Here is a 22,840-nt window from a genome sequence, read left to right on the forward strand (position 1 = left end):
CAACATGATCGAAAGTAACGTCGACATCGACCCGAAAGTCGCCGCCCTGCAACCCGGGCCAGCGACCACCGACAGCATTGCCTGGATCAAGCTGTCCTACACCGTGCTGCCACTGGGGGCGCCGATCAGCGATGCCAAGGTGCTGACCGGGCGGCAGAAGCCGCTGACCGAGATTGCCTTCATCTTCGCCGAGATCCGCACCCGCGAGGGCCATGAAGGCATCGGTTTCGGCTACTCCAAGCGCGCCGGTGGCCCTGGTATGTACGCCCATGCCCAGGAAATCGCCCCGACGCTGCTCGGGGAGGATCCCAACGATATCGCCAAACTCTACAACAAGCTGCTCTGGGCCGGCGCGTCGATGGGCCGCAGCGGTCTCACCACCCAGGCCATCGCGCCGTTCGACATCGCCCTGTGGGACTTGAAAGCCAAGCGTGCTGGCCTGCCACTGGCCAAGCTGCTCGGTGCTCACCGCGATTCGGTGCAGTGCTACAACACCTCCGGCGGCTACCTGTCGACGCCGCTCGAGAAGGTCCTGGATAACCTCGAGACCTCCCGCGGCAACGGCATCGGCGGCATCAAGATCAAGGTTGGCCAGCCAGACACCAGCATCGATTTCAAACGTGTGCAGGCGGTACGCGAGCAGCTGGGCGAAGGCTTCCCGCTGATGGTCGACGCCAACCAACAATGGGACCGGGTGACCGCCCAGCGCTTCTGCCGCAAACTTGAACAGTTCGACCTGACCTGGATCGAAGAGCCGCTGGACAGCGCCGACGTGGAAGGCCACGCCGCCCTGGCCGCGTCGCTGGACACCGCCATTGCCACCGGCGAGATGCTCACCAGCTTCAACGAGCACGCCCAGCTGATCACCGCCAACGCCTGCGATTTCGTCCAGCCCGATGCGCCGCGGGTCGGCGGTATCACGCCCTTCCTGCAGATCATGAGCCTGGCCAGTTTCAAGGGCCTGAAGCTGGCGCCGCACTTCGCCATGGAGATCCACCTTCACCTGGCCGCGGCCTACCCGGAAGAGCCATGGCTGGAGCACTTCGAATGGCTTGAGCCGATGTTCAATGAGCGCCTGGAGCTGCGTGAAGGGCGCATGTGGGTACCCAATCGTCCAGGACTGGGTTTCTCGCTCAGTGAACAGGCCCTGGCCTGGACCCAGAACAGCGTCGAATTCGGCAAACGCCCCTGAGCAAGCCTCGGCGGTGGCGCTTCTGTCGCCATCGCCGTGTATGACATACCCATAGGAAAACACCATGAGTCACCGTGAAGTGAGCCCCGTCATTCGCCTCGATGCCGCTGACAACGTGGTTGTCGCGCGCGTCGAAATCCCCGCCGGCACCGCCATCCCCGGTGAAGGTGTGACTACTCTGCAGCCGGTGCCGCTGGGGCACAAGGTCGCTGCCCGGCTGATCGCCAAGGGCGAGCCGGTACTCAAGTACAACACAGTGATCGGCTATGCCAGCGAAGACCTGCCGCCAGGCACCTGGATGCACAGCCACAACATCGCCTTTGGTGAAACCGACCGCGACTATCGCTACGGCCTGGACTATGTGCCTACCGACATGCTCCCGCTAGAGCAGCGTGCCACGTTCCAGGGCATCGTCCGCGACGACGGTCGAGTGGCCACCCGTAACTACCTGGGTGTCTTCGTGGTCGGTAACTGCGGTGCGACCGTGGCGCGCAAGATCGCCAACCACTTCGACGAGCGCCGCCTGGCCGGCTTCCCGCACATCGACGGGGTGGTGCCCTACGTGCACGAAATCGGCTGCGGCATGGAAATGACCGGCGAGCCGATGAACCTGCTGCGCCGCACTATCGGTGGCTACATCAAGCACCCTAACACCGTAGGTGCGGTGGTTATCGCCCTGGGCTGCGAGCGCAACAACATCCACGGCTTCTTCGAGCAGGAAGGGCTGGTGGAAGGCGACATGCTGAAGAAGCTGGTGATCCAGGACGTCGGCGGGGTGAAGAGCGCCACCGACCAGGGTATTGCGCTGATCGAAGGCATGCTGCCTCAGGCCGATCAGGCTCGGCGCCAACCGGTGTCCGCCGAGCACTTGATGATCGGCATGCAGTGCGGCGGTTCTGATGGTTTCTCCGGCCTCTCGGCCAACCCGGCGCTGGGCGCGGCGGTGGACATCCTGGTGCGCCATGGTGGCACCGCGATCCTTTCGGAAACTTCGGAAATCTTCGGCGTCGAGCACACCCTGACCGCCCGCGCCGCCACCCCGGTTGTGGGCCGCAAGCTGATCGAGCGCATCGAATGGTGGCTGGAGTACAACCGCGGCCGCGATACCCAGATCAATGGCCGCGTCAGCCCCGGCAACAACGCCGGCGGCCTGGCCAACGTGCTGGAAAAATCCCTGGGTGGCGCGAAGAAGGGCGGTAATGCGCCGCTGATGGATGTGTACGAGTACGCCCACCCGGTGAGAACCCACGGCCTGGTGTTCATGGACACCCCCGGCTACGACCCGGTCTCGGCCACCGGCCAGATCGCCGGCGGCGCCAATCTGATCGCCTTCACCACTGGCCGTGGCTCCTGCTTCGGCTCAGTGCCGGCGCCGACTTTCAAGCTGGCCAGCAACTCGCCCATGTACCAGCGCATGAGCGACGACATGGACATCAACTGCGGGCAGATCATCGACGGCGACAAGACCATTGCCGAAATGGGCCAGGAGATCTTCGAGCGTTTGCTGGCGCATGCTTCGGGAGAGGCGACCAAGAGCGAGCTCAATGGCCTGGGTGAGGATGAGTTCTGCCCATGGCAGATAGGCGTGCTTGCCTGATCGGTTTACCTGTACTGGCCTGTTCGCGGGCTTGTCCGCGAACAGGTCCTCTACTGCCGCTGTTCTGACAGTTGTTGCGGTTTTCAAGGTCATGTGCGAGGAGTAATCGCCCATCGTTGGCGGTATGGCCGGCAAAGGTTTTTGCCGGCCTGTTTTTTCCGGCCGATGAAAGGACAACCTGCCAGCCGCGCATGGTCCAGACTGTCTACAGCACGCGCAGATGAATGCTGCGGTCGAGCACAAGATGTGGCAGCCTTTGGCCGCCACGCCGGGTCGCCGGATGTTACATGTGCCGAGGGTTGTAGATGATCGAGCGTTGCCTGCGCAAAGCCTTGCTGCTGTTGCCTTGCCTGTTGCTGCCCTTGGCAGGCGCAGCCGACGAGCCATGCCGGCGGCTGACGGCTACCGGTAACCCTGAATACCCCCCTTACCTGTGGCGCGACCCGCAAAACCCCCAGCAACTGATCGGTGCCAACGCCGATCTGCTCAAGTACCTGGGCGAGCAACTGGGGCTGGACATCGAGTTTGTTTACGTTGGGCCGTGGTCGCGTGCGCAGGAAGAAGTGCGCACCGGGCGGATTGACTTGATGGCCGGGTATTTTATGACCGAGGCCCGCCGGCAACAGATGGACTTTATCGCCCCGCCATTCCTGCACACCCCCAGCGTAGTATGGGTGCGCCGGGACAATGCCTTCGCCTACCAGCAATGGGCCGACCTCAAGGGCCGCAAGGGCGGCACCCTGGTCAGCAACAGCCATGGCCAGCAGTTTGATGAATACGCCGAGGCCAACCTCACCCTCGAAGCGGTGCCCGGCGCCCGGCAGGCGTTCGAGAAGCTGATGCACAAGCGCAGTGACTACGTGGTCTACGAGCAGTACCCCGGGATGGCGCTGGCGCGTACGTTGGGGATCACCGATACCGTGCAGGTGTTGCAGCCGCCGGTGTCCAGCGAAGGGTTGTACCTGGCGATGTCACATGAATCGCCCTGCAACAAGCCGCAGCTGCGTGAGGCGCTGGCGCGGGAGATGGCGAAAATCGTTGGCGGGGCGTTGCCTGAGCAACTGCTGCAGCAGAACCTGGAGCGGTGGCAGTAACAGCCCTGGTACGCCCCTACAGGGGCCGTGCCAGTTGTTGCGCTTCCTTCGCCTGGGACACGTTGACCGCACGGGGCAGGGTGACGTCGTTTTTTGCGGCAAGGATTTCGGCCATGACACTGACGGCGATTTCGGCTGGGGTCTTGCTACCAATGTAGATGCCAATCGGGCCGTGCAGGCGCTGCAGCGAAGCTTCGCTTTCACCGAAGTGCTCCATCAGCCGTTCGCGGCGCAGCTGGCTGTTGCGCCGCGAGCCGATGGCGCCAATGTAGAACGCAGGGCTGTGCAAGGCTTCGAGCAGGGCCAGGTCGTCCAGCTTGGGGTCATGGCTGACGGCGACGATGGCGCTGCGAACATCTGCGGCAAAGGCGCGGACGACGTCGTCCGGCATGCCGGGCAGCAGGTTGACCCCGGCGATGGTCCAGCCTGCCGTGTACTCCGGGCGCGGGTCGCACAGCGAAACGTTGAAGCCGTTGAACAGGGCCATGGTGGCGAGGTATTCGGCCAGGGCACCGGCACCTATCAGTAGCAGGCGGTAGCCCGGGCCAAGGGTATTGAGCATGCGCTGGCCATCGAAGCTGAACAGTTCAGGCGTGTCGGTCGCGGTGAGGCGGGCTTCACCGTTGCTCAGGTTCAGCTCACGGCGCACCAGGTTTCCGCGGTCGAGGCAGGCCAGCAGCTGGTCCAGGTGCGCCAGTGAGGGGGCGGATTCCAGCACCAGTTCCAGGGTGCCGCCGCAGGGCAGGCCAAAGCGGTGGGCCTCGTCGGCGCTGACGCCATAGCGCACCACCTGGGGCTGGCCGGTAGGCATGGCGGGGCCGCCGTAGGCACTGGTGTAACGGTGGATGAGATCGTCTTCGATGCAGCCGCCAGAGACACTGCCGACCACGCGGCCGTCGCTGCGCAAGGCCATCATCGAGCCGACCGGGCGAGGGGAGGAGCCCCAGGTGCGGGCGACCGTAGCCAGCAGGGCGCGATGGCCGCCGGCGAGCCAGTCTCGGGTGGTGCGCAAAACCAACAGATCAATGCTTTCCATGGGGTTCCATTCAACCTGATGTTCAAGGGTGGCTGTGCTGGCCTCTTCGCGGGTAAACCCGCTCCCACAGGTACTGTACAAATTTCCTGAGCGGCGTGTTTCCTGTGGGAGCGGGCGTGCCCGCGAAGAGGCCGGTGCATGAACCACGGCAAATCAGCGCATATGCAAGATGATCGGGCTGCTGCTGGCCGGGTCGGTATGACCACGCAGCTTGCCTACCGCCTGCGCATCCACCGCCCCCCCCTGGTTGCCCCAGGCCGTACGCACGAAGGTCAGCACCTCGGCAATGTCCTGGTCACTCAACTGCGCGCGGAAAGCCGGCATGCGATAGGCATCCGGCACACCGGCAGCCACCACCCGCTGCGAACCATTGAGGGTGATATTGATCGCCGAGGCGTTTTCCCTGGCCAGTGCCGAGGTGGCGCCAGCCAATGGCGGCATCCATTCGGCCTGGCCTTTGCCGTCCAGACCGTGGCAAGACGCGCAGTGGGTCACATAGGTGTGCGCCCCCGGGCTGTCGAGCCGTGCCGCTGCCGATTCGGCCTGGTACTGCCATGGCGCGCCGTCACGCTGTGGGTCGCCGGGCAGTGATTTCAGGTAGTGGGCAATGGCGGCCAGGTCATCGTCATGCATGAACTGCGTGGAGTTGTTGAACGCCTCGGTCATCGAGCCGAATACCACGGCATGCCGGTTGCGCCCGGTTTTCAGGAACTGCACGATTTCTGCCTCGCTCCAGCGCCCCAGCCCGGTGTTGTGGTCGGCGCGCAGGCTCGGTGCGTACCAGCCGTCGAGCAGGGCGCCGGCCAGGTACGGTTTCCCGCCTTCATCCAGGGCTTTTTCGTTGAAAGCCAGGCCGCGTGGGGTGTGGCAGCTTCCGCAGTGGCCGGGGCCCTGGACGATGTAGGCACCCCGGTTCCACACTGCATCCTGCCCGGGCTTGTCGGCGTAGGGCGTAGTGGCGGCGAACAGGCCATTCCACACGGCAATGGGCCAGCGCAGGTTCAGCGGCCAGGGGATGTCGCTGGCCAGGTTAGCCTGCCGGGCGGGTTGCACGCCGTGCATGAAGAACGCATACAACGCCCTTACATCATCATCGCTGAGCTTGGCGTAGGACGGGTAGGGCATGGCCGGGTACAGCCGCCGGCCACCGGGCGCGACACCCTGGCGTACGGCGCGGTCGAAATCGGCCAGGCTGTAACTGCCGATACCGCTGTCGCGATCAGGGGTGATGTTGGTGGCGTGGATGGCCCCCAGCGGGGTGGCCATTTCCAGCCCACCCGCGAACGGTTTGCCTTCTGGCAGGCTGTGGCAGGCCACGCAGTCGCTGAGGCGGGCCACGTACTCGCCGCGGCTGATCAGTGCCGGGTCAGCGGCAGTGGCCTGCGCGTCGGCAAACGGCGAGGCCGGCTCGCGGGTGACATACCAGGCCAGCAGGCCTGCCGCGACCAGGCACGGCAGCGCCAGCCAACCAGCGGTCCTTGCGAAACGATGGGTCATGGGGCGTCCCTTGTGCAGTCAGCTGAAGGTATGGCGGCTCAGTGGCAAGCTGCGTACGCGCTGACCGGTAAGCTGCGCGACCGCGTTGGCCACTGCCGGGGCCACGGCGGGTAGCGGTGGCTCACCGATACCGCCCATCTTCGCCCCACTTTCGACAATGCGCACATGCACCCGCGCCATGCGCGAGGGGGGCAGGATCGGGTACAGGTCGTAGTTGCGCGCACGCGGCATACCCTCCACGTATACGGCTTCTTCCACCAGCGTCTGCGACAGGCCAAGGGCAACCGCGCCGTTGACCTGGTGTTCGATGATCGCCGGGTTGACGATGCTGCCCGGGTCGATGGCTTGCCAGATGTCGTGCACCTTGACCTGGCCGTTCTCGATCGATACCTCGGCGATGACTGCCGCCTCCGAGCCGAACGGTGAGGCCATGGCCACGCCGCGTGCCCGTTTGCTGCCATCCTCGGCGGTGAACGGCCCGCGTTTCCAGCCACCGGACAGCTCGGCGACCGCGTTCAGCAGGTTGGTCAGGCGCGGGTTGTCGCGCAGCAGGTGCATACGCAGTTCGAACGGGTCCTTGCCGCCTTTGTCAGCCAGTTCATCAAGGAATGATTCATAGAAGAAGTCGTTCAACGAGTTGCCCACCGAGCGCCAGTAGCCGAGCATGGCCGGGCCTTTGACGTAGATCTGGGCGATGCGCTTGTTGGCGATGGCGTAGGACTTGCCTGACAGTCCCTCCAGTGCAGTCGGGTCGATCTTTTCCCCTTGTTTGCCAGCAAGGGCCTCGGTCGGGCCTTCGGTGGCGCTTACTGCGTCGAGGGCCACCGGCATGCCGTCGGCATCCAGCCCGGCGCGGAACTTCACCACTGCAACCGGGCGCAGCACATCGCGCAGAAATTCCTCTTCGCGGCTCCAGATAAGCTTCACCGGCCGGCCAACCGCTTTGGCCAGGGCGATGGCCTGTGGGTAGGGGTTGGCCGAGTCGTACAGGAAGTGCCGGCCAAAGAAGCCGCCCAGCAGCGGCGAGTGCAGGTTGATTTGTGCAGGCTCCAGGCCTGTGCGCTTGGCAATGTCATCACGGAACATGTCCGGGGCCTGGTTGGGCAGCCAGACGTCCAGGCTGCCGTCGGGGTTGAAGCGGGCGAGGGCGGACGGTGGCTCGAGCTGGGCATGGTTGAGGTACTGGTTGTGATAGCTGGCCTCGACCTTGGTTTTGGCATTGCTCAGGGCGCCGGCGATATCGCCTTGGTTTTCTTCATCACGGGCCGGGCCCTCGACCGTGGCGAGGTGTTCACGCCAGGCATCGCTGGAAAAGTCGGCGGGCATTGGCCGCACCTTGCTGTCGGCAGCCGGCTCCTTCCAGTCCACCTGAATCGCCTCCACCGCACGCTTTGCGTGCCACCAACGCTCAGCAACCACGGCCACGGCGCCCGGCAGTGGGTGCACTGAATGCACGCCTTTCATGGCCTTGACCTGGTCTTCGTTGCGCAGGCTACCCACGGTCATGCCCAGGCGTGGTGCGTGCTGCACGGCGGCGTGGAGCATGCCGTCGACCTTTATGTCGATGCAGTACTGTGCCTTGCCGGTGGACTTGTCGTAGGCATCCAGGCGGCGCACAGGCTTGCCGATCCAGCGGAACTGGCTGGGGTCACGCAGCTGGACGCTGGCCGGGTCAGGTACCGGCAGGTCCATGGCGCGCCCGGCAAGTTCACCGTAGGGTATCGAACGCCCTGTCGTGGTATGTACTACGTTCCCTGGTGTGGTCGAGAGTTCCTCGACCGGCACGCCCAGTTGTTGGGCGCCCGCCTGCAGCAGCATGGCCCGGGCAAGGGCACCCAGGCGGCGCATGGTCGGGTAGCTCATGCGCACCGACATGCTGCCACCGGTGATGCGCATGCCGTTTTCCATCACCACGTAGGCGTCGCCCGGTGGTGCGCTATCGACCACGAAATTGACGGGGTCGACATCCAGCTCTTCACCCACAATTTGCGCCATGGCGGTGAACGGGCCTTGCCCGCCTTCCATGAAGGGGCTGAGCAGGCGGACCTTGCCATCTGGGCGAATCTCCAGAAAAGCGGGCACCTGGGTACCGCGTTCCGCGGCGGCTGCAGCCGCTGCCTGCACGCGGCCCGCCCCCATTGGCAGGCCGAAACCCAGCACCAGGGCACCGACAGCCGTGCCGGCAAGAAAGCGCCGGCGCGACAGGTTGACTGTCTCGCCCGGTTGCAGCCTGAGCAGTTCGGCAGGGGTATCTATGGGCGTGTTCATCAGGCCTGCTCCCCTTGTGCCAGCTCATGCACGGCAGCGTGAATGGCGTTGTAGGTGCCGCAGCGGCACAGGTTGACCATGGCCGCGTCGATCTGCGCGTCGCTGGGCTGGGGGGTGTGCTTTAACAACGCCGTGGCGGCCATTACCTGGCCGGACTGACAGTAGCCGCACTGGGCCACCTGGTGCTCGACCCAGGCCGCGACCACCCGTTTGCCGACGGCATCGGTTTCGATGGCCTCGATGGTCGTGACCTCACGCCCGACCACACCGGCCACCGGGGTGACGCAGGCGCGCACCACGTTGCCGTCAACCAGCACCGAACAGGCGCCGCACTGGGCCAGGCCGCAGCCATATTTGGTGCCAGTCAGCCCCAGGTCATCGCGGATCACCCACAGCAAGGGCGTGTCGGCGTCCGCCTCGACCTGGTAGGTCTGCTGGTTAATGCGTAGTTCCATGGTTCACCTGCCAGTCATCGGTTGCTGTCGCTGTGTTTTTCTGTGCGAGGAATACGTTGTTCCCCAGAGCAGAAACGCTAGCACAGCGGGATGACCGCTGGTCTGGTGGCGGGGGCAGGTTCAGAGGATCAGGCAAGCAATCCGGGGGAATGCGCAAGCGACGAGGTAAACAGGACTTCCTGGGTGAAAACCCGGATAATGCCGGCCAATTTCGTTTTGCACGCTTAAATCACGGTAATCCCGCATGGAAATCAAGGTCAATTTTCTCGACAATCTCCGTCTCGAAGCCAAGTTCGACGACTTCACGGTGATCGCCGACCAACCGATCCGCTACAAAGGCGATGGTTCGGCCCCAGGCCCGTTCGACTATTTCCTGGCGTCTTCGGCCTTGTGCGCGGCTTACTTCGTCAAGCTGTACTGCCAGGCCCGCGACATCCCCACCGAGAACATCCGCCTGTCGCAGAACAACATTGTCGACCCGGAAAACCGCTACAACCAGATCTTCAAGATCCAGGTCGAGCTGCCCGAGGACATTTCAGACAAGGACCGCCAGGGCATCCTGCGCTCCATCGACCGCTGCACGGTCAAGAAGGTCGTGCAGACCGGCCCTGAATTCGTGATCGAAGTGGTCGAAAACCTCGATGCCGACGCCCAGGGCCTGTTGATGCCGGTGGCGGACAGCAGCACCTACATCCCTGGCAAGGACCTGCCGCTGGAGCAGACCATCGCCAACATGTCGGGCATCCTCGCCGGGCTGGGGATGAAGATCGAGATCGCTTCGTGGCGCAACATCGTGCCCAATGTGTGGTCGCTGCACGTGCGCGACGCGCAGTCGCCGATGTGCTTCACCAACGGCAAGGGCGCTACCAAGGAAGCGGCGCTGGCCTCGGCGCTGGGCGAATTCATCGAGCGCCTGAACTGCAACTTCTTCTACAACGACCAGTTCTGGGGCGAAGAGCTGGCCAACGCGCCGTTCGTGCACTACCCGAACGAGCAGTGGTTCAAGCCTGGCCCGCGTGACGCGCTGCCGGCCGAGATTCTCGACGAGCATTGCCTGGAAATCTACAACCCGGACGGTGAGCTGCGCGGTTCGCACCTTTACGACACCAACTCTGGCAACACCGCCCGGGGCATCTGCTCGCTGCCGTTCGTGCGCCAGTCCGACGGGCAGGTGGTGTACTTCCCGTCCAACCTGATCGAAAACCTGTTCCTCAGCAACGGCATGAGCGCCGGCAATACCCTGGCCGAGGCACAGGTGCAATGCCTGTCGGAAATCTTCGAGCGCGCCGTGAAGCGCGAAATCCTCGAAGGCGAGCTGTGCCTGCCGGACGTGCCGCAGGAAGTGTTGGCCAAGTACCCGGCCATTGTCGCCGGTATTCAGGGCCTGGAAGAGCAGGGCTTCCCGGTGCTGGTCAAGGATGCCTCGCTGGGTGGCGAGTTCCCGGTCATGTGCGTGACCTTGATGAACCCGCGCACCGGTGGCGTGTTCGCCTCGTTCGGTGCCCACCCGAGCCTTGAAGTGGCGCTGGAGCGCAGCCTCACCGAGCTGCTGCAGGGCCGCAGCTTCGAAGGCCTGAACGACCTGCCGCAGCCGACCTTCGAAAGCCATGCGCTGACCGAGCCGAACAACTTCGTCGAGCACTTCATCGACTCCAGCGGCGTGGTGTCGTGGCGCTTCTTCGGCGCCAAGGCCGACTTCGAGTTCGTCGAGTGGGACTTCTCCGGCCATGGCGAGGACTCCAATGTTCAGGAGGCCGCAACCCTGTTCGGCATTCTCGAAGACCTGGGCAAGGAAGTGTACATGGCGGTGTACGACAACCTTGGCGCCACTGCCTGCCGCATCCTGGTGCCGGGCTACTCGGAAATCTACCCGGTCGAGGACCTGATCTGGGACAACACCAACCGCGCCCTGTCGTTCCGCGCCGACATCCTCAACCTGCACAGCCTCGAAAGCCGCCCCCTCAAGTTGCTGCTCAAGCGCCTGGACAACTGTGATGTGGATGACTACACCACCATCACCACGCTGATTGGTGTGGAGTTCGACGAGAACACCGTGTGGGGCCAGCTGACCATTCTCGAGCTGAAACTGCTGATTTGCCTGGCGGTGCAGCGTTTTGAGGAGGCCAAGGAGCTGGTCGAGGCATTCCTGCAGTTCAACGACAACACCGTCGAGCGTGGCCTGTTCTACCAGGCGCTGAACGTGGTGCTGGAAGTGCAGCTGGATGACGAACTGGAGATGGAGGATTACGAAGCCAACTTCCGCCGCATGTTCGGCAATGCGCGCATGGACGCAGTATTGGGTTCGCTGGACGGCAGCGTGCGTTTCCATGGCCTGACCCCGACCAGCATGAAGCTCGAAGGCCTTGATCGCCATCTGCGCCTGATCGAGAGCTACAAGAAGCTGCACGCAGCCCGGGCCAAATTCGCCTGATAGCTGCTGTCCCACTCGTTGTTTGCGCTGGCTGTACCGCCCTCATCGCCGGCAAGCCAGCTCCTACAGGTACTGCACCCTGTGGGAGCTGGCTTGCCGGCGATTGGGCCAGCAGCCCTCATATAGCACTTTGATCCTGGCGCTATCCCCAAAGCGTCTTTCCGCTTCGCCTGACAGGCGAGTAAATTATTCTCCCCCAATAGATGGCGCGTTAACCGCCAGAAGGACCTCGGCCGCGCGCACGACAAGAAGGCGCAGACCATGAGTACCCCTTTGGACACCAATGCCCTTAAAGCCCGCCAGCAGGCCGCGTGGGCCAGCGGTGACTACGCGGTAATCGGCACCACCCTGCAACTGGTTGGCGAACGCCTGGCCGAGGCCTGCGACTTGCGCTGGGACGAGCAGGTGCTGGACGTTGCTGCCGGCAACGGCAACGCCACCTTGGCCGCTGCCCGGCGCGGCTGTCGCGTCACCTCCACCGACTATGTGCCCGAATTGCTCAAGCGCGGCGAAGAGCGGGCGCGGGCCGAGCACTTGAATGTGCTGTTCCAGGCGGCCGATGCCGAAGCGTTGCCGTTTGCCGACGGAACCTTCGATGCCGTGCTTTCCACCTTCGGCGTGATGTTCGCCCCTGATCAGGCGCAGGCCGCACGCGAGCTGGCCCGGGTGTGCCGGCCCGGTGGCCGCATCGGCCTGGCCAACTGGACCCCGCAAGGCTTTGTCGGGCAGATGTTCAAAATTCTAGGCCGGCATGTGCCTCCACCCCCCGGTGCCTTGCCGCCTTCGCGCTGGGGCGATGAGGAGCAGTTGCGCGTAATGTTTGAAGGGGCGCTTGGCGAACTGAAAGTCAGTCGTCAGCAGTTCAACTTCCGCTATCGCTCGGCGGCGCATTTCATCGAGGTGTTCCGCACTTGGTATGGGCCGGTACACAAAGCGTTTGCTTCATTGGAGCCAGAGGCGGCCAGTGCGCTGGAGCGGGATCTGACCCAGTTGCTGGATGAAAGCAACGTGGGTGGGTCTTCCTCGTTGGTGGTGCCCAGTGAATACCTTGAGGTGGTGATTAGCCGAGGCTGAATTCACGGGTGGGTGTCAGTTCTTGCACTTGGCCATCACTACTTGGCAAGTTCGGGGTGTGCCTCCAGAGCGGCCGGCATAGCGCATGCAATTGTTCATTGATTTCTGACGGGCAATGCTCAGGGTATTGCCCCAGGCCAGGCCGCCTTCGCCAGTCGTGGGTACAGCTTTGGCGAAGCAGTTGGAGCCTACTGCAGGCGTGGCGTAGCGCGCCTTGCTGCCTTTGCTGGAGCAACCAGCGGTGAGCGCCAGGCTGAGGGCGAGCAGGGTGGTCAGGGCCCAGGATGCGTTTGGTCTGCTCACGTGTTCCCCTTCTGCGCTTGGCAGCAAATGCCTTGCAGGATATTTCATTGTAGCGAAGCGGTGAACTATCGCGTCGTGAAGGGGCTCCTTTGCTTAGCGCACCCTGCGCTCACCTGATGGCGCAAGCCTATCAGCCCCCTGGGTCACTGAATGAAAAGGAGGCACTGTGACCGCCACTGACCAAACCCTCTACCGCTGTACCCCCAGCCCGCTGCACGCCCTGTTGCTGGCAGGCAGTGTCCCGTTGTTCCTTGGCGCACTGCTGAGCGACATCGCCTACTTCAACAGCTACCAGATCCAGTGGAGCAACTTCGCCGCCTGGCTGATCGCCGGCGGCCTGGTGTTCTGCGGGTTAGCCCTGTTGTTTGCACTGGCCAACCTGATCCGCGCCGAACGCAAGGGCGGGCGCGCCACACTGTACTTCGTGCTGCTGCTGGTGACCTGGGTGCTCGGCTTGATCAATGCGTTCGAGCACGCCAAGGACGCCTGGGCGGTGATGCCGTCGGGGCTGGTGTTGTCGGTGATCGTGACCGTGCTCTCGGTGGTGGCTGCCTGGACCGGCTTGAGCAACCTGCGTTCGGGAGGTGCAGCATGAAGCCTTTGCATGCCTTGAGCTTATTGAGCATGGCGGTGTTGCTGAGTGCCTGTGGGGGGGACGGCGAGCCTACCCAGGCCCATGGGCCGGACCCGAAGCTGCCCGATCCGCAGCGCGGGCTGCTGCCGAGCATGAAGATTGCGCAGCCGGTTGCGTGGGGCGAGCAGAAACCGGCCGTGCCGGAAGGTTTCAGCGTCACGGCCATTGCCACTGACCTGAAGATTCCGCGGCAGAGCCTGGTGCTTCCCAATGGCGATATTCTGGTGGCCGAGGGCAGAGGTGGCAGCGCGGCCAAGCTCAAGCCCAAGGATGTGATCGCCAGCCAGATCAAGGCCAAGGGCAATACGCAGGTCAAGGGGGGTAACCGCCTGACCCTGTTGCGCGATGCCGACGGCGATGGCACCTACGAGGTGCAGACCGTGTTCGCGGAAAACCTCAACGCACCCTATGGCCTGGCCTTTGCCAACGGCAAGCTGTATGTGGCCAACCAGGATGCGCTGGTGCGCTTTGACTACAAGGAAGGCCAGACCCAGGCCGACGGCCCGCCCTCCAAGGTCACCGACCTGCCGGCCGAGATCAACCACCACTGGACCAAGGCGCTGACGATCAGCCCGGATGGTCGCTACCTGTACGTGGGAATCGGCTCGAACAGCAACATCACCGAGCGCGGCCTGGAGGTAGAGATCGATCGGGCCATGGTCTGGCAGGTCGATGCCGAAACCGGCGCGCACCGGCCTTATGCCACCGGCTTGCGCAACCCGACGGCATTGACCATTCAGCCGCAGACCGGGCAGTTGTGGACGGTGGTTAACGAGCGCGATGAACTGGGCCCCGACTTGGTCCCGGACTACCTCACTTCGGTGCGCGAAGGTGGCTTCTATGGTTGGCCTTACAGCTACTGGGGGCAGAATGTAGATGATCGGGTGCGGCCGCAAAACCCGGACAAGGTGGCTGCGGCGATCAAGCCGGACTACAGCCTGGGCTCGCATGTGGCTGCACTGGGCGTCGACTTCTCGATCCCGGCCATGGGCAAGGAGTTTGCCGACGGAGTGTTCGTGGGCGAGCACGGCAGCTGGAACCGGCCCGATCCGGTTGGCTACAAAGTGATATTCGTGCCGTTCAGCAATGGCAGGCCGGCAGGTGAGCCAATCGACTTTGCCACGGGCTTTCGCGGTGAGGATGGCAAGACCCGTGGGCGACCGGTGGGGGTGACCGTGGACCCGCGCGGGGCGTTGATCATTGCCGATGACCTGGCCAATACGGTGTGGCGGGTGACGCGAAACCGTTGAGTATTGGTCTGGCCCAAGTCCACGCTCCCATGGGAGTGGTTCATCCGCGAAATGCCGGCGAGGTGATGGCACCGGCAGGGTGGCGGGCAACGTCTATGCTTGTTGGCGCGTGAACAATTCGCGCCCTTTTTTAGTTGATCACATGGAAGCAGGTCTATGAATCCGATTCGCTCTCTCGCTTGTGCTGTTGCCTTGGCCACGCTGGCATCCGCTGCCAGCTTTACGGCGTACGCTGCCGATATTCCGATTGCCAGTGAGGCACTGGAAAGCCATGTCACCACGCAGGTTACAGCTATCGACCAGGCCAACCGCCAGGTCACGGTGAAAGGCCCTGATAACAAAGCGGATGTGACGTTCCAGCTCACGGATCAGGCCAAGGCTCTGCCTAACCTCAAGGTCGGGGACAAGGTCGATATCTTCGTTACCCGCGCCGTGGCCTATGTGCTCAATACCGATGTGGGTGGGGCGCCGAAGGCCACCGAGGAGTCCGGCACCATTCGCGCCACAGCGCAGAACCCCAACCCAGGCGGCGAGGCATTCCGCCAGGTCCGGGTCACCTCGCAGATCAAGAAGATCGACCTCAAGACGCATGAAGTGAGCCTGCTGCCACCCGAGGGCAAGTTGCAGGTGGTCAAGGTCGAAAACCCGGACTTGCAGGCACGCATGAAGAATCTCAAGGTCGGCCAGACGGTCGATGCGATCTTTACCGAAGTGCTGCGCGTCGAAACCTCCCGCTGAGCATTTCCTGAGACAGGCTACGGGTTACCCGTACATGAATCCGTCGTGATGCCTTGCATGACGGCGGATGCTGTAGGCGACCCGAGCACGCAAAAATCCTCATCGCGAGCGAACCGCAACCGCTGCGAACATGCGCCGGACGAATAATCTACGTGCATATGTTCAATTTCCATCAATGGAGAGAATTTTCGACCATTGCCTGAACATTTTCAGTAATGAGGGCTGCCATGTTCAGTAAAACGCTGTGTCTTCTGGTGCTTCCCTTTGCTTTGGCGTTGCTTGCTGGGGCAGTGTTGCCGTTCCAGGCTGCGGGTAATGCCGCCGTTGGCCGTGCCCTGGGGCATTGGTTGTGGGGGGCATTCACTTCGTTGACGGTGAGTTCGCTGGTGGTAGTCGCCGCACTGCTGATTCTCAGGGTGCCGGCACCGGACCTGGGCAAAGCCCTGCAGGGGCCTTGGTGGCTGTGGGTTGGCGGTGTGCTGGGGGCAATGTATGTGGCTGGTGCTGCGGCGCTAACGCCCAAGCTGGGCGCGGCGGGGTTCCTGGTGTTGGTGGTGGCGGGGCAGATCATAACAGCGGTGCTTGCCGACCACTTCGGGGTGATGGGGCTGGGCGGCAAGCCGCTGAGCCTTGCCAGGGTGGCAGGCGTAGTGCTGATCCTGTGCGGCGTACTGTTGGTGCAAGGCACCTGGTCGACGGCGCCAGCGACCAGTGCAATCACTGCGGTGAAGCAGCCAGAGGGCTGATCAGCGCCCCGGCTGACTGCAGGCCCACACGGTTTCGCGCAGCCAGCGGTGCCCGGGGTCGCTGTCCTTGCGGCTGTGCCAGGCCTGCTGGTAGTCGAACGAGGGGATGGCCAGGGGCGGCGTGAACTGGCGCAGTGTCTTGTGCTGGCGCAAGGAGCCCACTGCGCGGCTGGCTACTGTCAGGATCAGGTCGGTGCCAGCAAGTACCTCTACTGCCGCGCTCCAGTGTGGCAAGGCCAAGGCAATACGGCGGCGTAGCCCTTGGGCGGCCAGCGCGCGCTCGATCTCGTCGAAGGCATCCGGGCGCATGGCCATCAACACATGCGGGCGTGCCAGCCAGTCTTCCAAAGTAAGGCCACCGCTGGGGGGCAACACCTGGCGATCGGCAACGCTGATGAAATGGTCGGCAAACAGGGGCTGGGCGGTGATGTCCTGAGGCAGCTCGGGGAACAGGCCCAGTGCCAGGTCCAGTTCCCCATCGAGCAGTTGCGCCAGCATGGTTTCGCGACTGGCCTGGCTGATGGCCAGGTCCACCCCGGGTGCTACCTGGCGCAGGTGGCGCAGCAGGGGCGGCAGGATGATGCGCGAGGAGTAGTCGGACAGCGACAGCCGGAAACGGCGCTGGGCTTTGGCTGGCTCGAACTGTGGGGTGGCCAGCAGGCCGTTGAGATTGCTCAAGGCATCCTGTAGCGGTTTTACCAGCGACTGGGCACGGGTGGTGAGGGCCATGCCGCCGCCTTGGCGTACCAGCAAGGGGTCGTCGAAGTGCTTGCGCAGTTGCGCCAACGCGTGGCTAACGGCGGGTTGGCTGCGGTGCAGACGCAGGGCGGCCCGGGTCACGTGCTTTTCGCTGAGCAGGGCATGCAGGGCGAGTAGCAGGTTGAGATCGATCTTGCGCAGTTCATCCATGGGGTGAATAGCCTTGGTTAATTCCGGCGGTGTTTATTAGCTTAACAAGCCTTGCGCAGTCGTTGTGGGAGCGGCCTTGTGTCGCGATGGACCGCAAAGCGGCCCCGACGATATCTGCTACGGAGGTTAAAAGCTGAGGGCCGCTTCGCGCCCTATCGCGACGCAAGGCCGCTCCCACAAGGCCCGCATTGACCGTTGGGGTTATACTCCCCGTCCGTTTTACTGTTATCCGAGTACTCTGATGGGTCTTTCTGCAACTGCCACACCCGAACCGCGTCGCCTGGGCGCCCCTTTGATCGCCATGGCTTTACTGCTGGCTGGCGCCTGGTTCCTCAATCTGAATGCCGGCTTCAAGCAGGTATTGCTGCTGCTGATCGGTGCAGCGCTCGGCCTGACCTTGTATCACGCCGCCTTTGGCTTCACCTCGGCGTGGCGGGTGTTCATCAACGAGCGACGAGGCGCGGGCTTGCGTGCCCAGATGGTCATGCTGGCCCTGGCGGTGCTGCTGTTCTTCCCGGCATTGTCAGCTGGCAGCCTGTTCGGCTACCCGGTCACTGGCCTGGTGGCCCCGGCGGGTGTCTCGGTCGTGTTCGGTGCGTTCATTTTCGGCATTGGCATGCAGCTGGGCGGCGGGTGCGCTTCGGGCACGCTGTTCACCGTTGGCGGTGGCAATGCGCGCATGCTGGTGACCCTGCTGTTCTTCATCATCGGCTCTGTAACCGCCACCCATCATGCTGACTGGTGGTTTGCCTTGCCGTCGTTCCCGGCAACCTCGATCGTGCAAGCCTGGGGTGTGGGGCCGGCGCTGCTGGTGAGCCTGGCAGTGTTCGGGCTGATCGCCTGGGCTACCGTGGTGCTGGAAAAGCGCCGACACGGCGCGCTGGAAGCGCCAGTTGCCAGCGAACACCAGGGCATGCGTCGCTTCCTGCGGGGCCCTTGGCCGTTGCTGTGGGGCGCTATCGCCCTGGCGCTTCTCAACTACGCGACCCTGGCGCTGGCGGGGCGGCCGTGGGGCATTACTTCCGCCTTCGCCTTGTGGGGTGCCAAAACCCTCAACGGCCTGGGCGTGGATGTCGGCAGCTGGGTATTCTGGCAGGCGCCGGCCAACGCCAAGGCGTTGGCCTCGCCGCTGTGGCAGGACATCACCACGGTGATGGACCTGGGCATCGTGCTGGGGGCGCTGCTGGCGGCGGGCCTGGCCGGGCGCTTTGCGCCCAGCCTGAAAATCCCGCTGCCGTCGCTGGTTGCCGCAGTCATCGGCGGCCTGCTGTTGGGCTACGGTTCGCGCCTGGCCTATGGCTGCAATATCGGCGCGTACTTCAGTGGCATTGCCTCGGGCAGCGTGCACGGCTGGCTGTGGCTGGTGGCGGCTTATTCGGGCAACCTGATCGGCGTACGCCTTCGCCCGTTGTTTTTCGCCGGTGAGCGGCGCCCTGCGGTGCTGACAGGCTGCTGAGGCACCGAGTGAATTGCTGCAAGAGGTGCAGAAATCATCTGCACCTCGCCTGATTGTTCAACTTTTCCCACCTGATTAGCCTGACCCGAACACCATTCAACAGGATTCGATCATGGCTACCCGTATCACGCTCAATGGCACCGGCAGCGCCGATGTGATGCAACCTGAACACATACAGGCACAACCCCCAGGGCCCGGCCAGGTCTGGCTGGAGCAGACAGCCATGGGTGTGAACCCCCTCGACCTGTTGCAGCGCAAAGGCGGTGCGCCGCTGGCTTTGCCCTCTGGCCTGGGGCTGGAAGGCGCAGGCAGGGTCACTGCCGTCGGTGATGGGGTGCACAACGTGCAGGTGGGGGACCGCGTGGCTTATGCCATGGGGCCGGTCGGTGCCTATGCCAGCGGCCGGTTGTTCCCGGCCGAACGGCTGGTCAAGCTGCCGCCGCAGCTGGAGGACGAGGCCGCCGCAGCGGTGCTGTTCAAAGGCATCACGGCGCAGTACTTGCTGAAAACCACCTACGCTGTGGGCCCGGGTACCCAGGTGCTGTTGTACGGCGCCGCCGGTGCCTTGGGCCAGCTGATGGCGCCTTGGGCGCGGCATCTCGGGGCGACGGTGATTGGCGTGGTATCACGCCCGCAAAGTGTGGCCAGGGCCCAGGCGGCCGGTTGCCACCATGTGCTGGTGTTCGACGCGGCAACGCTGGCCAGCGATGTGCGCAAGCTGACCCAGGGGCAGGGCGTGGATGTGGCCTATGACTGTGTCGGCAAGGTGTCGCTGGACGCTTCGCTGGACAGCCTGCGGGTGCGCGGCCTGCTGGTGTCGTTCGGGGGCACTTCCGGTGCGCCGGCGGCGATCGAGGTGGCCACGCTCAATGCCAAGGGTTCGCTGTACCTGACCCGGCCGTCACTGGCGGCACATACCCGCACGGTAGAGGAGTACCAGCAGCGCGCCGCCGATGTGCTGGCAGCCGTCGCCGAGGGTATCATCCAGCCTCGGGTCTGGCGTCGCTACCCGCTGGCCGAAGTGGCCAGGGCCCACAGGGACCTGGAGCAAGGGCTGTCGGAGGGCGCGCTGGTCCTTACCGCCTGATGCCCGAACCCTGCCACCGAGCCTAGCCATGGATGCCTACGACAGTCGCCGCGCCGATGAACTTGCCACCTTGCTGGCCCTGCACGAGCAGGGCTCGTTTGCTGCTGCCGGGCGGCAGCTGGAGCGCCACCCGACGGTGCTGTCGAAGCGCCTGAGTGCGCTGGAGGCGCGGTTGGGCATTCGCCTGGTGGAGCGCAGCACGCGGCAGCTGCGTTTTACCGATGAGGGCGAGCGGCTGGTGGCCAAAGTGCGCGAGGCCAACCGTCTGATTGCCGAGGCGGAGCAGGAAGCTGCCGAGGGGGCGGCAACGGTACGCGGGCGCTTGCGCCTGGCATTGCCGGCGGCCATGGGGCGGCGCTGGTTGAGCGGGATGCTGGCCGACTTCGCGCTGGCCTATCCGCAGGTGACAGTGGAGGCCGAGTATGCCGACCGTTTCGTCGACCTGATCGGCGAGGGCTTCGATGCCGCCATCCGCATTGGTGAGCTGGTGGACAATCGCCTGGTGGCCAGGAAATTGTGCGATCACTTGCGCATACTCTGCGCATCGCCCGATTACCTTGCTCGGCATGGCACGCCTGCACAACCGGAACAGTTGTCTGAGCATAATTGTCTATGTTTCAGTGGCTTACGTTCATTTCCTGAATGGCGCCTGATGAGCGGTGAGCGGCAGGTGACCGTGAAGGTCGTCGGCAGCCTGCGCAGCAACGACAATGAAGCGTTGCTGGAGGCGGCGAGGCGTGGCGTGGGCATTCTTGCCGGGGGGGACTGGCTGATGGGTGAGGACCTGGCCAGCGGCCGCCTGGTACGGGTGCTGCCGCAGTGGCAGCTGGACGTGGCAGCGGGCATTTACCTGGTACGCCCGACCGCGCGGCTGAACACTGCGGCCCTGGGCGCCTTCAAGGCCCGGCTGGAAGACCGCTTCAAGGCGGGGGCACCGTGGCGGTCTTGATACTCTTCTGCAGATTAAACGAATAACCGTCTGATAAATAATAGATTATCGTTTGGCTACCGCATGCTGAACACACTGCTCATAGTAAGTTTGCTTGATCGCTGCAGGCTTCAACCGCGAGCGGCTGTTGTAAGTCTGCTCAGTAATGCCGAAGGCGGTCATGCGCATCCAGGGTTTGGGGAATTTGCGTACCTGCAGCTTCTTGCGGGTGGCATACAGGGTCACCCCGGAAAGCTTGGCCTGCTGGGCCTCGGCCGCTATCTGTGCACCCCAGCCGCAGGTGTGGCGATCATTCTGGCTCAGCGCCCGGGCCTGGGCGCCGAAAGCCAGCGTGGCCAGCAAGCAACCGGCCATCGTTGCTAGAAATACTCGCATGTTGCTGTCCTAAGCATCTGAAGAAGAACGGAGTTTGCCTTCGCTTTCTGATGCCGGGGGCCAGCAATTTGCCGTCAGATCACGGCCACGCGCAGCGGGCTGGCGGCTGGCTTGCGCACGCTCGCCCAGGCCAGGCTGGCAACCCAGATGACCGACACACCATAGTTCAGGCGTTGATACAGGCCGAATAGCTGGCCGTTTTGCGCTGCCTGGCCCATCAGCGCGACGGTAATGATCGCCAGTACCACACAGGCCAGGGAAAACAGCGCAAAGGCCCGCGAGCCGGCAATGCGATTGCCTAGCCACGCCCACAGGGCACTGGCCAGGGTTAGCGAGAGGAACATCAGCAGGCCGGACAGGTTATGCAGTTGCTGTGAGGTGGAAGGCTGCGCCGGTGTGCAACCCTGGTCACAGGGGAACCAGCCGGTGCCCAGGCTACCGACACCATGCAGTAAGACCAGGGCTGCACTCAGCATTGCCAGTTTCGACCCACGCCACCGCCGCACCAGGCCCCAGGCAAACAGCGCGAACAGCGCGGCCAGTGGGAAGTTGTTTACCCGTGGCGACCAGCTGTGGGTTGGCGCACCTACGGCGCCGAGCTGGCTCATGGCCTGTTGCAGGTGGTCATAGCCGGGGTAAGCCTGGGCGGTGAGCCAAACACCTGCCAGCAACCAGAGGGGTATCAGCAGGCCGCTGGCGAGCAATAGGCGGTCGAGGGGTTTCATGCGGCATTTTCCTTCCATGGATGAGTGAGCGCAAAGGCGCACAGTACAGGCTTGCGTGGCCTCTGGGCCAGCACTTGGGCCGGCTTTTTCATAGGTGTGGCTTGCGAGGGAGAGCAAGAAATACCGCACCGGGTGTATGTGATCGTACAACTGCTTGCGCTATGATGAGCGCTGTCTTTCTAGGTGAAATACAGGGCAATGACAGAGCAACAGGTACAGGCAAGGACCCGGCGCAAGCCGCGTAGTCTGGCCCAGGAACTGGTCACAGTGCTGACCGAACGCATTCGCAGTGGTCAGCTCAAGCGTGGCGACAAGCTGCCGACCGAATCGCAGATCATGGTCGAAGAGGGCGTCAGCCGCACCGTGGTGCGTGAGGCGATCTCGCGGCTGCAGGCCGCCGGGCAGGTCGAGACCCGCCATGGCATCGGCACGTTCGTGCTGGACGCGCCAGCGTCGGGGGGCTTTCGCATCGACCCGGCGACTGTGGTCACCCTGCGTGAAGTGCTGGCGGTGCTGGAGTTGCGTATTGCCCTTGAAATCGAATCGGCAGGCTTGGCGGCGCAGCGGCGCAGCGATGAAGAGCTGGCGGGCATGCGTGCGGCGCTGGACGAACTTAACGAAGGGGCGGCCCATGCCAATGATGCGGTGTCAGCGGACTTCCAGTTCCACCTGCGCATTGCCCAGGCCAGCGGCAACCACTACTTCGCCGACATCATCAACCACTTGGGCACCAGCATCATCCCGCGTACCCGGGTGAATTCGGCGCGGCTGGCCCGTGATGACCAGGCGCATTACATGAGCCGGTTGATGCATGAGCACGAGGCGATTTATGAAGCAATCGCCCGGCGTGACAGCGAAGGGGCAAAGATGGCCATGCGCATGCACCTGAGCAACAGCCGGGAGCGCTTGCGTCAGGTACATGAAGAGGCTGAGGCGCAAGGGGTCTGAGGCATTTGTGACCTATACCGGCCTCTTCGCGGGCACGCCCGCTCCCACAGAATCACCACAATGCCTGAAAATTGTG

Annotated in this window: 21 protein-coding genes; 13 read left to right on the forward strand and 8 right to left on the reverse strand. The window is 63.7% G+C overall.

Annotated elements, in window-relative coordinates:
* Nucleotides 1-4: 4 nt before the first annotated feature.
* The 3 genes from MRBLPB4O_RS12050 (at nt 5) to MRBLPB4O_RS12060 (ending at nt 3,883) form a co-directional block, all read left to right on the forward strand.
* Nucleotides 5-1,192: a mandelate racemase/muconate lactonizing enzyme family protein gene (locus MRBLPB4O_RS12050; protein ID WP_341798613.1), complete on the forward strand. Its 1,188-nt coding sequence runs from the start codon at nt 5-7 to the stop codon at nt 1,190-1,192.
* Between the two features lie 64 nt (nt 1,193-1,256).
* Nucleotides 1,257-2,789 (forward strand): altronate dehydratase family protein, encoded by a 1,533-nt coding sequence (locus tag MRBLPB4O_RS12055; protein WP_341798614.1) that lies wholly within the window; start codon nt 1,257-1,259, stop codon nt 2,787-2,789.
* Between the two features lie 305 nt (nt 2,790-3,094).
* A complete protein-coding gene (locus MRBLPB4O_RS12060) occupies nt 3,095-3,883 on the forward strand; it encodes a transporter substrate-binding domain-containing protein (RefSeq protein WP_341798615.1) in 789 nt (262 codons plus the stop codon).
* 16 nt (nt 3,884-3,899) lie between these two features.
* Here the strand turns inward: MRBLPB4O_RS12060 and MRBLPB4O_RS12065 are convergent, their stop codons facing one another.
* From MRBLPB4O_RS12065 to MRBLPB4O_RS12080, 4 genes are all read right to left on the reverse strand, one after another.
* A complete protein-coding gene (locus tag MRBLPB4O_RS12065; RefSeq protein WP_341798616.1) occupies nt 3,900-4,919 on the reverse strand; it encodes an XdhC family protein in 1,020 nt (339 codons plus the stop codon).
* 153 nt (nt 4,920-5,072) lie between these two features.
* A complete protein-coding gene (locus MRBLPB4O_RS12070) occupies nt 5,073-6,416 on the reverse strand; it encodes a cytochrome c (protein WP_341798617.1) in 1,344 nt (447 codons plus the stop codon).
* 18 nt (nt 6,417-6,434) lie between these two features.
* A complete protein-coding gene (locus tag MRBLPB4O_RS12075) occupies nt 6,435-8,684 on the reverse strand; it encodes a molybdopterin cofactor-binding domain-containing protein (protein ID WP_341798618.1) in 2,250 nt (749 codons plus the stop codon).
* Complete coding sequence (locus tag MRBLPB4O_RS12080; protein WP_341798619.1) at nt 8,684-9,139, reverse strand: (2Fe-2S)-binding protein; 456 nt, start codon at nt 9,137-9,139, stop codon at nt 8,684-8,686. The genes MRBLPB4O_RS12075 and MRBLPB4O_RS12080 overlap by 1 nt, the downstream gene beginning before the upstream one ends.
* Before the next feature lie 244 nt (nt 9,140-9,383).
* Here MRBLPB4O_RS12080 and MRBLPB4O_RS12085 point away from each other — a divergent pair, with 244 nt between their 5' ends.
* Complete coding sequence (locus MRBLPB4O_RS12085) at nt 9,384-11,570, forward strand: OsmC domain/YcaO domain-containing protein (RefSeq protein ID WP_341798620.1); 2,187 nt, start codon at nt 9,384-9,386, stop codon at nt 11,568-11,570.
* Nucleotides 11,571-11,831: 261 nt separating this feature from the next.
* Nucleotides 11,832-12,644: a class I SAM-dependent methyltransferase gene (locus MRBLPB4O_RS12090; protein ID WP_341798621.1), complete on the forward strand. Its 813-nt coding sequence runs from the start codon at nt 11,832-11,834 to the stop codon at nt 12,642-12,644.
* 15 nt (nt 12,645-12,659) lie between these two features.
* On the opposite strand, the gene MRBLPB4O_RS12095 is transcribed toward MRBLPB4O_RS12090, so the two are convergent.
* Entirely contained in the window at nt 12,660-12,947 is a 288-nt protein-coding gene (locus MRBLPB4O_RS12095) for a hypothetical protein (protein ID WP_341798622.1), read from the reverse strand.
* A 166-nt stretch (nt 12,948-13,113) separates the two neighbouring features.
* On the opposite strand from MRBLPB4O_RS12095, the gene MRBLPB4O_RS12100 reads away from it, so the two are divergent.
* The 4 genes from MRBLPB4O_RS12100 to MRBLPB4O_RS12115 all read left to right on the forward strand — a co-directional run bounded on the left by MRBLPB4O_RS12100 (nt 13,114) and on the right by MRBLPB4O_RS12115 (nt 16,315).
* Nucleotides 13,114-13,542, forward strand: a complete 429-nt coding sequence (locus MRBLPB4O_RS12100; RefSeq protein WP_016499295.1) for a DUF2231 domain-containing protein — start codon at nt 13,114-13,116, stop codon at nt 13,540-13,542.
* Nucleotides 13,539-14,831, forward strand: a complete 1,293-nt coding sequence (locus MRBLPB4O_RS12105) for a sorbosone dehydrogenase family protein (protein WP_341798623.1) — start codon at nt 13,539-13,541, stop codon at nt 14,829-14,831. Before MRBLPB4O_RS12100 ends, MRBLPB4O_RS12105 begins: the two co-directional genes overlap by 4 nt.
* Nucleotides 14,832-14,987: 156 nt before the next feature.
* The gene (locus MRBLPB4O_RS12110) at nt 14,988-15,569 is read left to right on the forward strand and encodes a hypothetical protein (protein ID WP_341798624.1); all 582 of its coding nucleotides are present in this window, start codon (nt 14,988-14,990) and stop codon (nt 15,567-15,569) included.
* A gap of 227 nt (nt 15,570-15,796) precedes the next feature.
* Complete coding sequence (locus tag MRBLPB4O_RS12115) at nt 15,797-16,315, forward strand: DMT family transporter (RefSeq protein WP_341798625.1); 519 nt, start codon at nt 15,797-15,799, stop codon at nt 16,313-16,315.
* On the opposite strand, the gene MRBLPB4O_RS12120 is transcribed toward MRBLPB4O_RS12115, so the two are convergent.
* Nucleotides 16,316-17,224 (reverse strand): LysR family transcriptional regulator, encoded by a 909-nt coding sequence (locus MRBLPB4O_RS12120; RefSeq protein WP_341798626.1) that lies wholly within the window; start codon nt 17,222-17,224, stop codon nt 16,316-16,318.
* A gap of 241 nt (nt 17,225-17,465) precedes the next feature.
* Here MRBLPB4O_RS12120 and MRBLPB4O_RS12125 point away from each other — a divergent pair, with 241 nt between their 5' ends.
* The 3 genes from MRBLPB4O_RS12125 (at nt 17,466) to MRBLPB4O_RS12135 (ending at nt 20,716) form a co-directional block, all read left to right on the forward strand.
* Nucleotides 17,466-18,680 (forward strand): YeeE/YedE family protein, encoded by a 1,215-nt coding sequence (locus MRBLPB4O_RS12125; RefSeq protein WP_341798627.1) that lies wholly within the window; start codon nt 17,466-17,468, stop codon nt 18,678-18,680.
* Between the two features lie 112 nt (nt 18,681-18,792).
* Nucleotides 18,793-19,767, forward strand: coding sequence for a quinone oxidoreductase (locus MRBLPB4O_RS12130; protein ID WP_341798628.1), 975 nt, complete (start codon nt 18,793-18,795; stop codon nt 19,765-19,767).
* 28 nt (nt 19,768-19,795) lie between these two features.
* Nucleotides 19,796-20,716: a LysR family transcriptional regulator gene (locus MRBLPB4O_RS12135; protein ID WP_341798629.1), complete on the forward strand. Its 921-nt coding sequence runs from the start codon at nt 19,796-19,798 to the stop codon at nt 20,714-20,716.
* A 45-nt stretch (nt 20,717-20,761) separates the two neighbouring features.
* Here the strand turns inward: MRBLPB4O_RS12135 and MRBLPB4O_RS12140 are convergent, their stop codons facing one another.
* Both MRBLPB4O_RS12140 and MRBLPB4O_RS12145 read right to left on the reverse strand, forming a co-directional pair.
* Complete coding sequence (locus MRBLPB4O_RS12140; protein ID WP_016499303.1) at nt 20,762-21,091, reverse strand: hypothetical protein; 330 nt, start codon at nt 21,089-21,091, stop codon at nt 20,762-20,764.
* Nucleotides 21,092-21,165: 74 nt separating this feature from the next.
* A complete protein-coding gene (locus MRBLPB4O_RS12145; RefSeq protein ID WP_341798630.1) occupies nt 21,166-21,816 on the reverse strand; it encodes a DUF998 domain-containing protein in 651 nt (216 codons plus the stop codon).
* A 198-nt stretch (nt 21,817-22,014) separates the two neighbouring features.
* Here MRBLPB4O_RS12145 and MRBLPB4O_RS12150 point away from each other — a divergent pair, with 198 nt between their 5' ends.
* On the forward strand, nt 22,015-22,764 hold the full coding sequence (locus tag MRBLPB4O_RS12150; protein ID WP_016499305.1) for a FadR/GntR family transcriptional regulator: 750 nt from the start codon (nt 22,015-22,017) through the stop codon (nt 22,762-22,764).
* The last annotated feature ends 76 nt before the right edge of the window (nt 22,765-22,840 follow it).

The sequence above is a fragment of the Pseudomonas sp. LPB4.O genome (assembly GCF_038383825.1).
Classification (GTDB): Bacteria; Pseudomonadota; Gammaproteobacteria; order Pseudomonadales; family Pseudomonadaceae; genus Aquipseudomonas; species Aquipseudomonas putida.

Coding starts and splice junctions, on each gene's coding strand:
- MRBLPB4O_RS12050 (WP_341798613.1), top strand. CDS start 5: ATGATCGAAAGTAACGTCGACATCGACCCGAAAGTCGCCGCCCTGCAA.
- MRBLPB4O_RS12055 (WP_341798614.1), top strand. CDS start 1,257: ATGAGTCACCGTGAAGTGAGCCCCGTCATTCGCCTCGATGCCGCTGAC.
- MRBLPB4O_RS12060 (WP_341798615.1), top strand. CDS start 3,095: ATGATCGAGCGTTGCCTGCGCAAAGCCTTGCTGCTGTTGCCTTGCCTG.
- MRBLPB4O_RS12065 (WP_341798616.1), bottom strand. CDS start 4,919: ATGGAAAGCATTGATCTGTTGGTTTTGCGCACCACCCGAGACTGGCTC.
- MRBLPB4O_RS12070 (WP_341798617.1), bottom strand. CDS start 6,416: ATGACCCATCGTTTCGCAAGGACCGCTGGTTGGCTGGCGCTGCCGTGC.
- MRBLPB4O_RS12075 (WP_341798618.1), bottom strand. CDS start 8,684: ATGAACACGCCCATAGATACCCCTGCCGAACTGCTCAGGCTGCAACCG.
- MRBLPB4O_RS12080 (WP_341798619.1), bottom strand. CDS start 9,139: ATGGAACTACGCATTAACCAGCAGACCTACCAGGTCGAGGCGGACGCC.
- MRBLPB4O_RS12085 (WP_341798620.1), top strand. CDS start 9,384: ATGGAAATCAAGGTCAATTTTCTCGACAATCTCCGTCTCGAAGCCAAG.
- MRBLPB4O_RS12090 (WP_341798621.1), top strand. CDS start 11,832: ATGAGTACCCCTTTGGACACCAATGCCCTTAAAGCCCGCCAGCAGGCC.
- MRBLPB4O_RS12105 (WP_341798623.1), top strand. CDS start 13,539: ATGAAGCCTTTGCATGCCTTGAGCTTATTGAGCATGGCGGTGTTGCTG.
- MRBLPB4O_RS12110 (WP_341798624.1), top strand. CDS start 14,988: ATGAATCCGATTCGCTCTCTCGCTTGTGCTGTTGCCTTGGCCACGCTG.
- MRBLPB4O_RS12115 (WP_341798625.1), top strand. CDS start 15,797: ATGTTCAGTAAAACGCTGTGTCTTCTGGTGCTTCCCTTTGCTTTGGCG.
- MRBLPB4O_RS12120 (WP_341798626.1), bottom strand. CDS start 17,224: ATGGATGAACTGCGCAAGATCGATCTCAACCTGCTACTCGCCCTGCAT.
- MRBLPB4O_RS12125 (WP_341798627.1), top strand. CDS start 17,466: ATGGGTCTTTCTGCAACTGCCACACCCGAACCGCGTCGCCTGGGCGCC.
- MRBLPB4O_RS12130 (WP_341798628.1), top strand. CDS start 18,793: ATGGCTACCCGTATCACGCTCAATGGCACCGGCAGCGCCGATGTGATG.
- MRBLPB4O_RS12135 (WP_341798629.1), top strand. CDS start 19,796: ATGGATGCCTACGACAGTCGCCGCGCCGATGAACTTGCCACCTTGCTG.
- MRBLPB4O_RS12140 (WP_016499303.1), bottom strand. CDS start 21,091: ATGCGAGTATTTCTAGCAACGATGGCCGGTTGCTTGCTGGCCACGCTG.
- MRBLPB4O_RS12145 (WP_341798630.1), bottom strand. CDS start 21,816: ATGAAACCCCTCGACCGCCTATTGCTCGCCAGCGGCCTGCTGATACCC.
- MRBLPB4O_RS12150 (WP_016499305.1), top strand. CDS start 22,015: ATGACAGAGCAACAGGTACAGGCAAGGACCCGGCGCAAGCCGCGTAGT.